The 13,590-nt window shown below is 64.2% G+C and carries 14 protein-coding genes; 8 read left to right on the top strand and 6 right to left on the bottom strand.

The genetic code is table 11. The features are described 5' to 3' along the window. Positions 1–172: 172 nt before the first annotated feature. The 3 genes from BST13_RS19080 to BST13_RS19070 all read right to left on the bottom strand — a co-directional run bounded on the left by BST13_RS19080 (position 173) and on the right by BST13_RS19070 (position 1,956). Positions 173–787 carry a TetR/AcrR family transcriptional regulator gene (locus tag BST13_RS19080; protein ID WP_083165594.1) on the bottom strand — a complete coding sequence of 205 codons (615 nt, stop codon included), beginning with the start codon at positions 785–787 and terminating at the stop codon, positions 173–175. A gap of 100 nt (positions 788–887) precedes the next feature. Then, positions 888–1,403: a DUF3558 domain-containing protein gene (locus tag BST13_RS19075; protein WP_083165593.1), complete on the bottom strand. Its 516-nt coding sequence runs from the start codon at positions 1,401–1,403 to the stop codon at positions 888–890. A gap of 1 nt (position 1,404) precedes the next feature. Further along, positions 1,405–1,956, bottom strand: a complete 552-nt coding sequence (locus BST13_RS19070; protein WP_211296122.1) for a DUF3558 domain-containing protein — start codon at positions 1,954–1,956, stop codon at positions 1,405–1,407. Positions 1,957–2,106: 150 nt separating this feature from the next. On the opposite strand from BST13_RS19070, the gene BST13_RS19065 reads away from it, so the two are divergent. The 4 genes from BST13_RS19065 to BST13_RS19050 all read left to right on the top strand — a co-directional run bounded on the left by BST13_RS19065 (position 2,107) and on the right by BST13_RS19050 (position 5,521). Further along, positions 2,107–2,484 (top strand): DUF3060 domain-containing protein, encoded by a 378-nt coding sequence (locus tag BST13_RS19065; RefSeq protein WP_083165642.1) that lies wholly within the window; start codon positions 2,107–2,109, stop codon positions 2,482–2,484. Between the two features lie 18 nt (positions 2,485–2,502). Then, positions 2,503–2,916, top strand: coding sequence for a DUF3060 domain-containing protein (locus tag BST13_RS19060; protein WP_083165591.1), 414 nt, complete (start codon positions 2,503–2,505; stop codon positions 2,914–2,916). 449 nt (positions 2,917–3,365) lie between these two features. After that, positions 3,366–4,565 (top strand): pyridoxal phosphate-dependent aminotransferase, encoded by a 1,200-nt coding sequence (locus BST13_RS19055; protein WP_083165641.1) that lies wholly within the window; start codon positions 3,366–3,368, stop codon positions 4,563–4,565. Continuing rightward, positions 4,562–5,521, top strand: coding sequence for a 2-hydroxyacid dehydrogenase (locus BST13_RS19050; RefSeq protein ID WP_083165590.1), 960 nt, complete (start codon positions 4,562–4,564; stop codon positions 5,519–5,521). The genes BST13_RS19055 and BST13_RS19050 overlap by 4 nt, the downstream gene beginning before the upstream one ends. A 45-nt stretch (positions 5,522–5,566) precedes the next feature. On the opposite strand, the gene BST13_RS19045 is transcribed toward BST13_RS19050, so the two are convergent. Next, on the bottom strand, positions 5,567–6,127 hold the full coding sequence (locus BST13_RS19045; protein WP_083165589.1) for a hypothetical protein: 561 nt from the start codon (positions 6,125–6,127) through the stop codon (positions 5,567–5,569). A 255-nt stretch (positions 6,128–6,382) separates the two neighbouring features. Here BST13_RS19045 and BST13_RS19040 point away from each other — a divergent pair, with 255 nt between their 5' ends. Then, positions 6,383–8,434: a PE-PPE domain-containing protein gene (locus BST13_RS19040; RefSeq protein WP_083165588.1), complete on the top strand. Its 2,052-nt coding sequence runs from the start codon at positions 6,383–6,385 to the stop codon at positions 8,432–8,434. 67 nt (positions 8,435–8,501) lie between these two features. Here the strand turns inward: BST13_RS19040 and BST13_RS19035 are convergent, their stop codons facing one another. Both BST13_RS19035 and BST13_RS38725 read right to left on the bottom strand, forming a co-directional pair. Then, positions 8,502–9,668: a hypothetical protein gene (locus BST13_RS19035; RefSeq protein ID WP_083165587.1), complete on the bottom strand. Its 1,167-nt coding sequence runs from the start codon at positions 9,666–9,668 to the stop codon at positions 8,502–8,504. A gap of 264 nt (positions 9,669–9,932) precedes the next feature. Continuing rightward, complete coding sequence (locus BST13_RS38725) at positions 9,933–11,207, bottom strand: hypothetical protein (protein WP_142282807.1); 1,275 nt, start codon at positions 11,205–11,207, stop codon at positions 9,933–9,935. A 409-nt stretch (positions 11,208–11,616) separates the two neighbouring features. Between BST13_RS38725 and BST13_RS19025 the strand changes: the two genes are divergently transcribed. The 3 genes from BST13_RS19025 (at position 11,617) to BST13_RS19015 (ending at position 13,505) form a co-directional block, all read left to right on the top strand. After that, a complete protein-coding gene (locus tag BST13_RS19025; RefSeq protein WP_083165585.1) occupies positions 11,617–11,898 on the top strand; it encodes a hypothetical protein in 282 nt (93 codons plus the stop codon). Positions 11,899–12,245: 347 nt separating this feature from the next. Next, positions 12,246–12,677 carry a hypothetical protein gene (locus tag BST13_RS19020; protein ID WP_142282806.1) on the top strand — a complete coding sequence of 144 codons (432 nt, stop codon included), beginning with the start codon at positions 12,246–12,248 and terminating at the stop codon, positions 12,675–12,677. 69 nt (positions 12,678–12,746) lie between these two features. After that, positions 12,747–13,505, top strand: coding sequence for an SDR family oxidoreductase (locus BST13_RS19015; protein ID WP_083165583.1), 759 nt, complete (start codon positions 12,747–12,749; stop codon positions 13,503–13,505). Positions 13,506–13,590: the final 85 nt, after the last annotated feature.

Here is a 13,590-nt window from a genome sequence, read left to right as displayed (position 1 = left end):
ACACCGGAGAAATTCCGATGCTGGTAAGACATGCGAATTGGCCCGGCGTGCGGGCACGCTTGCGAAACACTTAGCCGCATGCGCCTTTCCGGCCAGGCACGATCCACCACAATACCAGGGCCGACCGCGACGAACCAAACTCGTGCGCAGTCGACTAATCGCAGGTCAGAGCCTACGCCTGTCGACGCTGCATGCCGGACGCCAGGCGCAGCAGCATGTCGGTGAACACCGCATCGGTGTCAATATCGTCCATCACGCCGGTCATCTCCAGCAGTACAAAACCGTGCAGGGCCGACCAGAATTCCAGTGCCGCGTAGAACGCGTCCTCCCCTTCCAGCCCGAACGAGGCCAGGACGTCGATCACCGGTCCGGCGGCCGCCTTCGTGGCCGCGGAGTACTGCGGATCGTCGCCCCCGAACGGCATGCGGGTGAAGGCCGAATACCGGCCCGGATGGTGATGGGCGTAGCTGCGGTACGCGCTGGCCATGGCCACGATCGCGTCTTCGCGGGTGCGGCCCTGCCCCACGGTGTTCAACATCCCGATGATGTCGTCGATGACGCGCATCCGGACCGTGCGGCGCAGGTCTTCCAGGCTGTCGACGTGGTTGTAGAGCGATGGCCCCTTGGTGCCGAGCTGGCTGGCCAGCGCGTTGATGGTCAACGCGTCCCAGCCGTCGCGGTCGAGGAACGTCAAGGCGGCGTTCACGATCGCATCGCGGCTGAGCCGGGTGGTCCGCGCCGGGCGCGGTCGGCCACCGGCCGCCTGCGATTCCGGCCGAGTTGACATGTGGGCTCCACCTGATCGGGTCGACGGACGTTTCTGGTCGACGGGAAAAGACCCTGAACTGGGTCGCGGTGAAACTCTAGCCGTTCCCTGTCCGCAAACGTCAGTTCACGCGGTCCTGGCTGACTTGGGCGAGTTGCCCGGTGACGGTGCACAGATCGGGCAGAACAGCAGGGTTCATCGACTGGATCGACCAGGTGATGACGTCACTGCCCTTGCTGACATAGATGCTGCAGACATTGGCGTCCTGGGCCCTGAACCCCTTGTTGCCGTTGATGGACACTTCGGTCAGCGTGCGTCCGGCGCGTTCTTCCAACGTCCGCTCGGCGTCCATGTCACTGCCTCGGTACCACCAGGTCGAGATGCCCATGCCGGCACCGAAGGTGCCCAGCAGGGTGTTCTCCTGCCAGAAGCAGCCGGTGTCACTGACCACCGCCTTGGTGAACATCGAGCCCGCGGCCTTGGCCACATCGGCATCGGTGATGCCGTTGCAGTCCACGGAGTGGAAGCCGCCAGCAGGTGGTGGCGCGGCGGGTTGTTCGGCCTGCTCGGACGGTCCGCACGCGGTCAGAACCGCAGCGCCGACGGCGACGCCGAGGACCAGTGTTCGCGACGCCATGTCAGAGCTCCGCCTGCAGGGTCTTGGAGAGCAGCATCTGGGCGTCCTTGCACGGGTCGCCGCTGTTCTGCCCGCGGTACTGCACCCACCAGCTCAAGACGCCCGAGCCCGCCGCGGCAGTCGCAGCGCAGGCCGCGCCGGTGATGTCGCGGCGCGCCAGGAACGCCTGATGACGCTCGACGACGGTGTCGGTGATCTGCGCCTTGCGCTCCTGCGCCACCGCCCGTTCGCGCTCCAAGGATCCTGACTCGAACCACGAGAAGACGACATCGAGCATGACGGGCGACGCGTTGGCATCGGCCTTGCGTGACAGCACGTACTGGCAGACCGCGCCGCTGTAGGGACGGACGATGTGGTCGGCTTTGAGCAGTTCCTGGACCGAGCTGTCGGTCAGCAGACCGCATCTGTCGTCGAGATATCCATAACCGCGGTCGGTGCCTGCGCCGCCGGAATCGGCCCGCTGCGCCGTCCCGCTGACGGTGTGCGAGCACCCCGCGACAGTCATTATCGCGGTGACCGCCACGGCAGCAGCCTCCACAACACGCCGACGCATCGGACAACACGCTACCGAGCACTGCGAACTCCCGCGACTGGTCGACCGGGTACACCGAACCGCCCAAGCACTGCCGAACCGATGGCGGCGCAACGTACGCTTCCCTGCATCGGATGTCGTTGCACCGGATTCGGACGAAGGGGAATGACCGTGCGTTGGACAGCTGCGTGCCGAAGATTGAGTGCGGGCTTGATCGCGGTGCCGCTGGCGCTGACCGCGGGTGTAACCCAGGCCTCCGCCAAGGACGGCGACACCCACATCACAGGGCAGGGCATCAACCAGACCATCGACTGCAACGGCGCGACGTTGTTCGTGAACGGCACCGGCAACACGGTCACCGCCCTCGGAACCTGTTATGCCATCACGGTGCAGGGATCGTCGAACACGATCGTCGCCGACAACGTCATCAACGACGTCACGGTCTACGGCTTCGATCAGACCGTGTTCTTCAAGGGCGGGGACCCGGTCCTGGTCGACCGTGGCCGTGAGCTCGGGATGACGAACCGGCTGGATCGCGTACCCGCCTGATACGGAAAGTGAGAGAACATGCATAGCTACACCACCGGGATCATCGGCGTTGTCGCGGCAGGTGCCGCCGTTGTCGCGCTGTCCGCGTGCGGCGGCGGATCGGACAACAAGAACTCTTCACCGTCCGCGACGGCCGGCACGTCGGGCCTCAACGTCGAGATCGGCAACACCATCAACTACGCGTCGGTCGGCACCACGGCCGACATCGATTGCGCCAGTGGCAAATCGCTCACGATCGGCGGCACCAACAACACGCTGACCGTCAAGGGCACGTGCTCCAGCGTCAACATCGGCGGCTCCGACAACAAGATCACCTTCGAGAAGATCGACAAGGATCTGGCCGTGCTCGGGTTCAACAACACCGTGACCTACAAGGCCGGCGACCCGAAGGTGTCCAACACCGGTAACAACAACACGGTCAACAAGGGCTGACCGGCCCAGCCTTTTCGACGGCCATAGGCCGCTCGCCCGCAGGGCGTCGGCGGCGATGTCAACGCCGATCGCGGTGAGCTGCCGCCCCACCTCCCGCGTGCTCGCCTCCGGGTCGGGCGCGCGGTCGAGTATTGCGTAGTAGGCCCACGAAACCTGCTGCGCACCAATCCTTTTCGACCTAACGCCGCCAGAGCGGCGGATCCGACACCGGCCGGTGCACCCGTCGACCCCGAGAGACGTCGCGGGCCAGGATTCCAGCACTGAGAGCCCTTGCACTTGCCCCGGCGCGATGACGATGCGCGCCCAGGCCCCTGAGACGTGCGGAATTCACCCGCTTTGACCTCTCGACGTTCTGATACATCAGTAATATACTAGTCGCACGCCAAATGTATACCAATGGCGATGCCCTCGGCCACCGCCGTGATTCAGCTGATGAGGAGTACGACAGGATGCAGCAACTCGCCCACCGGCTCGAACGTCTGGGAACCGAGACGGCGTTCAGCGTCGCGCAGGCCGCCGCGGCCTGGAAGGCGAAGGGACACCGCGTGTTTCCCTTCCACCTGGGCGACATCAACATCCCGACGGCCCCACACATCGTGGATGCGATGAACAAGGCGATCGCCGACGGCTACACGGGCTACTGCCCCGGGCCCGGCATCCCCCAGCTGCGCGAGGCGCTCGCCGACGACCTGGGGTCGGCCCGCAGCATCGACCTCTCCCCCGACAACGTCGTCGTGATGACGGGAGGCAAGCCCGTCATCACGAAGTTCCTGCAGACCGTCATGAACCCCGGCCAGGAAGTGCTCTACCCGAACCCGGGCTTCCCGATCTACGAGTCGCAGATCGAGTACCTCGGCGGCACAGCGCTGCCGTACCGCTACGTCCCCACCGACGAGGGCTTCGCGATCGACCTCGATCAACTGCGGGCCTCGATCACGCCCAACACGGTGGCGATCATCTACAACGACCTGCAGAACCCCATCTCAGCGGAGTCGACGGCAGCCGAGCGTGAGGCCATCGCGCAGCTCGCCCAGGAGCACGATCTCTGGGTGCTCTCCGACGAGGCCTACTTCGAGACGCGCTATGAAGGTGTGTCGAGCTCCATCGCGTCGCTTCCCGGCATGCTCGAGCGCACGGTCATCCTCTACACGTTCAGCAAGAAGTTCGCGATGACCGGCTCACGCCTCGGCTGTGCCGTCGCGCCGGTCGACCTCGCGAAGGTGTTCAGCACGCTCAACACCAATGACGAGTCATGTACGACGCACTACGTGCAGTGGGCAGGCATCGAGGCGCTGCGCGGCACCCAGGAGCCCGTCCAGCAGATGCTCAAGGTCCTGCGCGAGCGACGCGACGCCGCATGCGAAGCCGTGAACGCCATCCCGGGTATGAATGTTGCCGTGCCCCACTCGACGTTCTACCTGTTCCCCGACGTCACCGAGGCCATGGATCGCATGGGTTACACCGCGGTCGGCGACTTCGCCGCCGTGGCACTGCACCAGACCGGCGTCTCGTTCTGCACGCGCGAGCACTTCGGCCGCCGCCAGCCGGGCGAGGAGCGCCAGTACATCCGTCTGGCCTACTCGGGCATCGAGGTCGACGACATCCGCGAGGGCCTCGGCCGCCTGAACGAGTGGATCAGCGCCAAATGAGCCGGGTCGTGGTCACCGGGCGAGTTCCGGACGCTGCCATCGAGAAGCTGCGCGTCGAGCACGAGGTCGACGCGTGGCCGGGTCCGGAGTCGATCAGCCGCGATGAGTTGCTGCGCAGCGTGGCCGGCGCCGACGCCATCCTGACCCTGCTCACCGAACGCGTCGACGGCGAGCTGCTCGACGCCGCAGGCCCTCAGCTCAAGGTCGTCGCGAACGTGGCCGTGGGCTACGACAACATCGACGTCGCGGCGTGCCGGGAGCGCGGCGTGGTTGCGACGAACACGCCCGGCGTGCTGACAGAGGCGACCGCCGACATCGCGTTCGCCCTCATCCTCATGGCCACGCGCCGACTCGGTGAAGGTGAGCGCATCATCCGCGACCGCCAGCCGTGGAAGTGGGGCATGTTCTTCCTGCTCGGCACCGGCCTGCAGGGCAAGACCCTGGGCATCGTGGGCATGGGTGGCATCGGCCAGGCGACCGCCCGCCGTGCCAAGGCGTTCGGCATGGATGTCGTCTACCAGTCGCGCAGCGAGATCGATCCCGACGTCGCGGCCGAGCTCGGCGCGCGCCGGGTTGACCTCGATGAGCTGCTGGCGGTCTCGGACGTCGTCTCGCTGCACTGCCCCTACGGGCCGGCCACCCATCACCTGATCGGTGCCGAGCAGCTCTCCGCGATGAAGAGCTCCGCCTACCTCGTCAATACGGCGCGTGGCCCGATCGTCGACGAGGCGGCGCTGGCCACCGCGTTGCGTGACGGCACCATCGCCGGCGCGGGTCTCGACGTCTTCGAGCGGGAGCCCGAGGTGCATCCCGAGCTGCTTGAGCTCGGAAACGTCGCGCTCGTGCCGCATCTCGGCTCAGCCACCATCGAGACGCGAACCGCCATGGCGACGCTGGCCGCCGACAACGCCCTCGCCGTGCTCCGCGGCGAGCTGCCGCCCACGCCGATCGGGTAACTGCGGGTGCCCGACCATCGACGGCTGTCCGCCGTCGATGGTCGGCTATCCGGGCGACCCCGTGTTCCGTGGTTTACGGCGAATTCTCGGACGCCGAGAGCGCCTTTCATCCTCGCTCTGGAAGATTTCGGGCGAATACAATTCATTACGGGCCTGCTGCAGAAATGCCTTGTTCGCATCTCGCCGGTCCGTGTTCTTCCAAATCCTGTACCCGGGTTTTAGAACGTCGGGCGGCGGATGAAAGATCAAATCATCCATGGTGAGTGCGTAGTGTCGAGATTTTTCAATCAGTCCTGCACTTCCGACGACCTCGATACGCTTCTGCTGGAACCACATTCGATGCTGCCGGGTCAGCTTGTCAGCTTCTGTTACAGACGACGGTCGACCTGCTTGCAAATTCCGGTACTCCTGGTCGAGCATCTTTTCGATTTCCTGCATCTCGTCGATAAACGCATAGATGACTTCGCGCCGGTCATCACGTAGGGCAATTTTCCGTCCAGCAACAGACAATGCGAAAGCCTGATGCTGCGTTGACGCGTGGATGACATAGGTCAGGATTGCGCCGAGCACGAACGTCAATACCGAAGCCCCGACTGTCCAGGTCATGCAGTAAAGGGTTCCAGGCCGGAGGAATCAAGGAGTCGGATTCGGCCCGTACACAGGAACCAGCGGCTTCCGAAACCCCTGGCGCCCGTGGTTCGACTGCGACGTTTTTCGCAAACTCAGCCGCGTCCGCAGCGGCGGACGAGCCACTTTTAACGCGTCAGATAGTTTTTCAGGCAAATACCTCAGGACGACTAGACAGTATTGCTAAAGTGTGCACGCCCTGTCAGCCACTTCACAGCGAAGGCCCGAAGCGACTTGTCCCACCCCACTCCTGCGCGCCTCCAGAAGACCAAGGCCGCCGCGGTCGCGACCGCCGTCGTCGCCACCACTGCCGCACTCACCGCCGGCGTCGCGTCGTCCGCACCCGAAGCGCTGCTCGCCGAAAAGCGAACAGTTACTGCGGAAGTCAGCCTCACCGCGGCGCCCCAACTGCCGTCGATGCCTAAGATCGTCGGGATCTACGGGGTCGGGCCGATTTTCTGGGCTGCCGAGTTGTTGGGCATCACGCCGCAGAACGTCGTCGAAGCAGCCGCCGGAGTGGTCGGCGGCAGCGAGCTGGCGACGGCCGTCAACCAACTCCTGGACGTCCTCGACAAGATCTCGCCGATCGAGGCCGGGGTGAAGGGCCCGCTGCCCAGCGACGTCTACGACGCGGTCAACGGGCTGCAATACAGCACCACCGGCGTCGCGGATGCGCTGACCGCACCGATCAAAGGCATCCCGGTCATCGGCCCCGCCCTCGCCAAGGCCTTCGCCAACGCCGTTGCGGCACTGGTGAAGACCGCGCCGATTCTCAATCAGCGCCGGGCCATCATCTTCTCCGAGAGCCTGGGCGGGCTGACCACCTCGCTGGCCTACCGGGACATGATCAAGGCGGTGCAGTCCAACGATCCCGACTGGGGCGTAGGTGTCACCGGACAGTGGCTGGTGTTCGTCAACAACCCCAGCCGCCCCGGCGGTGGGTTGTTTGCCCTCGCAACACCTTTCACCAACCTGCTCGGGGTGAACCTGTCCACTCCGCCGGCGGGCAGCTACGCCAATGCGGACGCCAATAACGGCAACATGACCAAGGTCCTGAACACGTCGATTCTCGACATCACCTGGGCCTACAACCCGCTGTCAGATGCGCCGACCACGCTCAATCCGCTGGCGTGGGCAAACGCCGCGGCCGGCGGGGTGTTCCTCACCTATCTGATACCCGGCGACGGCAACAACATCGACAGCCTGATAGTCCCCTTGGGCCTGGGCATCGCCGATGGTCTCAAGGTCATGCTGGACCCCACCGGCGGCCAGGGCATCGAGATGGTGCCCGGATGGGCCGACATCGTCCGGACCGCGAAGGACATCGACTGGCTGCACCTCGGTCTTGGTGAAGCTCTGGACAAGGTCGCTGACGCCACCAAGTTCCCGGGCACTGCCACCTACATCACCTACGACTCGGGCAACCTGCCCTTGCTCGAACCGTTCAACATGGCGCCGCGTCTACTGAATCTGGTTCCGGGCGTTCATGTTCCGACGCCGCTGACCGACAGCGTCGAGGATGCCCTGCGCATGCTGGTCAACATGGGCTACCAGGATGTCGACCCGGTGACCCTGCAGCGGAAGTACGACATGGGTGGCGAGCAGGCGTACCTCTGGCATTCCCCGCTGACTCCCACTCAGCAGCTCGCCGCGACGAAGACCGTCTTCAACGCCCTTGTCGACGGCATCGAAGCCAACGCCCTGACCCCGTCGAAGTGGACGCCGAAGCTTCCCGGAGTCGACCTCTCCCCCATGACACAGAATGCGTTGTCCGAAGCCGGGGCGAAGGCGCTGCGCGACGCGATCGACCAGATCCAGAAGAACCTGACCGATCCGATGTTCAAAGCCGTCGAGACCGGGCTCGCACCGGTCACCGGTGCGCTTGACGGCGTCAACACGCAGGTCACCGATGCCATAGACACGGCGCTGAAGGTGAAGGAACCCGCCAAGACGGCGGCGAAGTCGATGACGCTCGCAGCAGCGCCGGCACCTGTCACGTCGATTCCGTCAACCAACAGCACATTGCGCACTCTGGACGTGCCGAGCAGCTCCACCCGACTCGACAAGACCGCGCAGAAGATCGCCGACTCGCTCAAGAGCGCGCCGGGCAAGCACGCCGCCGATCCGAACGATCCGCTCAAGAAGTCGGTCAAGGACACCGTGGCGAAGGTCCGTGCCGACGTCGCCAAGAAGCTCGACAAGGTGACCAAGCCCGCCAAGGAGCAGACCGAAGACAAATCGCCAAAAGGCAAGTCCGCGAGGGCTTCCGACAAGGCCGCGGCGTAGCTCACGACAAAGACAAATCGGGCGGGCTCTTGCGAGCCCGCCCGATTTGCGTGAGGTGCGTTGTTGGCTAGCCGCCGCTGCTTGAGCTGCTGCTGCCGCCGAGCGCGCCCTTGATGCCGCTGACGACCTTGTCCCAACCGCGGATGCCATTGTCGGCGCTGTTGCTGCCGCCACCACTGCCGAACAGGTAGACAGAGCTGTTGTTCGGCTTGAACGTTCCTGAGTACGACCCGTTCGACGGCTTGCCTGTCGGAAGAGTGCTCTTGTCATTCGAGGTCGGGAGGCTCGGCACATCCGGGGTGACCGGTGCCTGCTCAGGGGCGTCCTGCTTACCGGTGTTGAACGACGGCGGGGTGACGTCTGAAAGCGCTGTCGTGATCGTCTTCGGCGTTTCGACCGTCTTGGTTTGCACCTCCGGGATCTCTGCGCCCTTGACCACTGGGGTTTCGGTCGTGTTGGTCGTCAGGGGTGCTGCCTGTTTGGTCGTGGTTGTCAACGGCGCCGCGGCCGGAAGCGATGTGAGGCCGAACGCGGGTAATGCGCTGAAGGCTGCGATCCCGCCGAGCCCCTTCGCCGACAGGTCACCCGATGAGACGAAGTTCTTCAAGTTCGGAATGGCACTGAAGGCAGCTATATCGGACAGCGCAGTCGGGTCACCCGTCGTCAAAAACTGCTGCCAGTCATACGCCCCGCTGAGCGCGGCATATCCGGGATTCTTACCATCGGCGGAGGGCATGAACGCCTGCAATCCCTCAGTGGGAACTTTCGAGAAGGCGACCAACGCATTCACAGAAGACAGAGGTGCCAGGTCATCGACAGTGGCGGTGCCACTGGCAAGCTTCTCGTATACCGGAACGGCGCTAAATGCAGCCGGTATCGCAGTGATATCACCGTTGACCCAGAACGGCAGCGCGCTGAATGCGGCGATGCCGCCGAGACCGGTGGCCTGCGTTATGTCACCGGTAGCAAAAAAGTTCTGATACGAGGCCAGCGCGCTGAGAGCGGCATATCCACCGCTGCCATCGGCTGCCGGAACGAATGCGCTGAGGTCACCGGTCGACAGGAACGTCTGCCATGCCGGGATGCCGTTCAGCCAGGCCAGTTGGCTTAGGTCAATCGCCGACAACTGCACATCGCCGGCGACGGAATTTGCGATGTGCGCTGCTTCGGTCTCCACCCCGGGTATCGCGGCCGCAGCTGCGATGCATGCCGCGCAAGCCAGTGCGGTTGCCATCCCCGAAACCCTTGCCAACACCATCGGCGTCACCCTTCTGCGATCGGGGTGGCGCCGCACTACCTAGTTTGCTGACGCCTCGGGCTACCCCGCCCCACGTACGCAGCAAAGTACCGCAAAAGAGGTCACGTCGCACCAGGTAATGCACGCTGACGTCAAGATTTCTTGCGCAAAGAACTTTCTCGACGCCGGGCGCTGAGGAACTGCTGAGATTTAGCTGTCAACAAGCTGTCTGCAGCAGCGAGACGACCGGTGGTCGACTGGCTATTCGCCTCCGCTGCTACCGCTGTCGCTGGAGCCGCTGTTGTCCTTGGGAAGTCCAAGCGCGCCACGAATTCCGTTCGCCACCTTGTCCCAGCCGCGGATGCCGTTGTCGGCGCCACCGCCCTTACCTGTGCCGAACAGAACGACTGGATTGTTGGGCTTGAAGACGCCTGAGTACGACCCGTTGCTCTGCTTTGTCGAAGTGGAGCTGCTACCAGCGGGCGCGGCCGGCGCCTCGGGTGCGGCTGGCGCTGCCGCAGGCACACCGGAGTCCGACGCCTCAGCGGACGGCGGCGTGACACTCGACAGCGCTGTCACTGGGTTGCTCGGCTTTGACAGTTTCGATTCGGCCTCAGACGAGGAAACCTCAGTTTTCTCCGACGCGGTTTGGATGTTGGTCTTTGCGAGCACGTTCGGATCGACCGCTTCCTCTTCCGCCGCTGTCGGAAGGCCGAGATACACCGGGATTGCACTGAATGCATCCAGGCTCCTCAACGCGTCAGCCCGCTGCCCAACTGTCGCGTCGCGCGAAAACAGAGTCTTGTACTCGGGAACGGCGCTGACCGAATCGAGACCTCGCAGCGCTTTGTCGCGGGTTTCCTCGTCACCCGCAATCACATCCTTGTACAGCGGCAGCGCACTGAACGCATCAATGCCGCCCAAACCGTCGGCTGACGTGTCGAAGCCGTTGGCGACGAAGTTCTTGTAGAAGTACAGCCCGCTGAGAGCCGCGTAGCCGGCCTGATACTCATTCACGTTCTCGGTGTTGGGGTCGTCCTCTAGAGGAACGAAGGCCTTAAGGCCTTCCTCTGGGAAGTTCTGGAAGGACGTGATTCCGTCGAATACCGAAACCCCGGTGAAGTCACCGCCCAACGCGTTTAGATAGCCCGGAATTCCACTAAATGCTGAAATCCCCTCGATTCCTGCATAAGTGGTACTACCAGTAAAGGTGTTCTGGTAAAACCACAACGCGCTGAGGGCTGCGTAGCCAGGCCAACCCGGCTCGATACCTGGAACAAATGCACTAAACGGGTCTCCGCTTCCCCCAGTGGCGAAGTTCAGCAGAGGGGCGATTCCATTCAGCGAGTCCAGCTGAAGGGTCGCCGTCAATACATCCGTGAGCACATCCTCGAGAGCCGTGAACTGAACATCACCGCTAACCGCCTTGGCGAGGTGGGCCGCCTGCATTTCAGCGCCTGGCACCGCCGTCGCAGCTGCGATGCATGCCGCGCATGCGATCGACGCCGCAGCAGCAGGAATCTTCGTCCACGCCATCGGTTGTGTTCCTCTCTTGGATCCCGCCTGATCGACCGTGCAGCCGCTGTGCCCTGGTTGGCAGAGTGCTGTGAGTGGTGCTCGGGGAACCGTACCTTAAAGAACGCTGAGATGCGCGGCGTATCCCCTGCTCAACGGCAATTTTTCCGGCGGTACGGAGCGTTTTCCACGGTCCACCAAGGTCACATTGACGTCACAGCTAATTAGAAGTTGCGCCTCCCCTGAGCTAAATCACCCCCGCGCCGAGTCACGCCTGCAACCAGCCAGAATGTACGAACACCGCCCTGAGCAGCGACAACGTTATTGCAAAGGCAAGTATCAGGGCTACACGCATATTTCACAGCTGGTGTTCAGCGGATCCACACCGTAGATTGGGTCTATTGCTCAGCAAACACCACAAGGAGCCGACATGATTCTTCGACGCACTGCCGTCGGCGCCGCTCTCATCGCGGCACCCCTCGCCTTCGCCGCCCCGGCAATGGCCAAGCCCAGCGGCATGAACTTCGACTGCGCTCCCTGCGTCGGCGACATCAACAATGACGGGAAGAATGATCCGGTCTGGAACGAAGTGACGTCCTTCGGCCCGTGGGAGAAGGTGTGGCCGGGCAGCGACGCCAAGGGCGCCTGGGAGAACGGCGTCGAGGCGATCAACGGCGGCGCCTGGGAGAAGGCGTTCCCGCCCGCCGAGTAACTCGATCCGCACAACACCCTCGTGGGAGCCAAGCTCCCGCGGGGGTGTTGTCGTTTTGGCCGACGACCACCGTGACAGACCTATCAGCCAGCTAACTGTGTGAGCCACTGCACAACAGAATCGTCGGACCACCGAGGCCCTTCCTGGGAAAACGCGGGAGCAGTGCGCCGGCTCGGCCAGATAACCCGGCGAGCTGGCATGAAGCAGTGCTTCGGCGCCATACGGCCCACCCTGCAAGACCCGACACCGGGACTTAAGCTGCCGGTGCATGACGCTGGTGAAAAATATCCAGCAAACAATTGCACCTTGCGGCGGGGGCCTCGCGCGCAAAGACCAAAGGACTCTGGATGCTTCTTCGACGTACCGTGATCGGCGCCGCTCTGATCGCGGCACCCCTCGCCTTCGCCGCGCCGGCGCTGGCCGACCCCAGCACCACGGTCAGCTGCTCCAATCCGTGCAAGCCGCCGACGTCAGGCAAGACCACCACGGTCGCAGCCGGCGCCGCGCCCAGCACGTCGTCGTCCAAGTCATCGAGTTCGAGCACACCGCAGGCGCCGTGGGAGGCATTGACCGCCAACGGCCCATGGGAGACCGTGACCGCCAACGCTCCCTGGGAGAAGGTCTTCGGCGGCAGCAGCGGCAAGGGCCCGTGGGAGCAGGCCACCTCGAACGGCCCGTGGGAGAAGATCTGGCCGGGCAATGACGCCAAGGGGCCGTGGGAAAACGCCGTGGACAAGCTCACCGGCGGCATCGCCAAGGCACTCTCGCCGTTCGGCTGAGCCGGCGGGACGACACGGCCACCGGAGCGGGGGTGTGGTTTTTCGGTAGCCGCACCTAGCCTGGGGGGCATGCCTCGGTGCGTATTGGTCACCGGCGCCACCGGAACGCTCGGACACCACGTGGTGCCGGAAGTGACGGCCGCCGGACACTCCGTACGGGCGCTGAGTCGCCATGAGCGCGTTGGTTATACCGGTGTGCACTGGTGCCAAGGTGATCTAACCAGGGGCACGGGCCTGGACGCGGCGCTTGACGGGGTGGACGTCGTGGTCCACTGCGCGACGCAGCCCACCGGCGGCAAGGACGTCACCGCCACCGAGAACCTGCTCGCCGCGGCGGCCCGGTCCGGCGTCGAGCACATCGTCTACATCTCGATCGTCGGGATCGACCGGATCCCGCTGCCGTACTACAAGGCCAAGCTGCGGGTGGAAGAGGCGTTGGCGGCGTCGAGCATCGGGCACACCGTGCTTCGCGCCACGCAGTTCCACGAACTGATCGAGAAGATCTTCGCGGTCCAGCGGTTCTCACCCGTGCTGTGGGCCCTTCGCGGCGTGCGGTTCCAGCCGATCGACACGCGGGACGTCGCCGTCCGGTTGGCCGAGTTGGTCGGTGCCTCCCCGGCCGGACGGGTACCCGACATCGGCGGCCCGGCGGTGCACGACCACGACGAACTGGGCCGGATGTACCTCGCGGCACGCGGCAGCAGGCGGCACGTGTTGAGTCTCACGCTCGGCGGTCGTGTTGTCGCGGGTTACAAAACGGGGGCCAATCTGGTGCCCGAAAACGCGGTCGGCACCACAACTTTTCAGGATTACCTCAGCTCAGGCTGATAAAAATTCGGCAGGCTGACGGTTTCGCTGGTGCGACCGAAGCCACAGTTTGGCCAACCGTCTTGCATGTGCAGGCGTTCGTCGT

Source organism: Mycobacterium aquaticum (genome assembly GCF_002086485.1).
GTDB classification, from domain to species: Bacteria; Actinomycetota; Actinomycetes; order Mycobacteriales; family Mycobacteriaceae; genus Mycobacterium; species Mycobacterium aquaticum.
The sequence above is the reverse complement of the archived record's forward strand: the minus strand, read 5'-3'. Positions and strand labels throughout refer to the sequence as shown.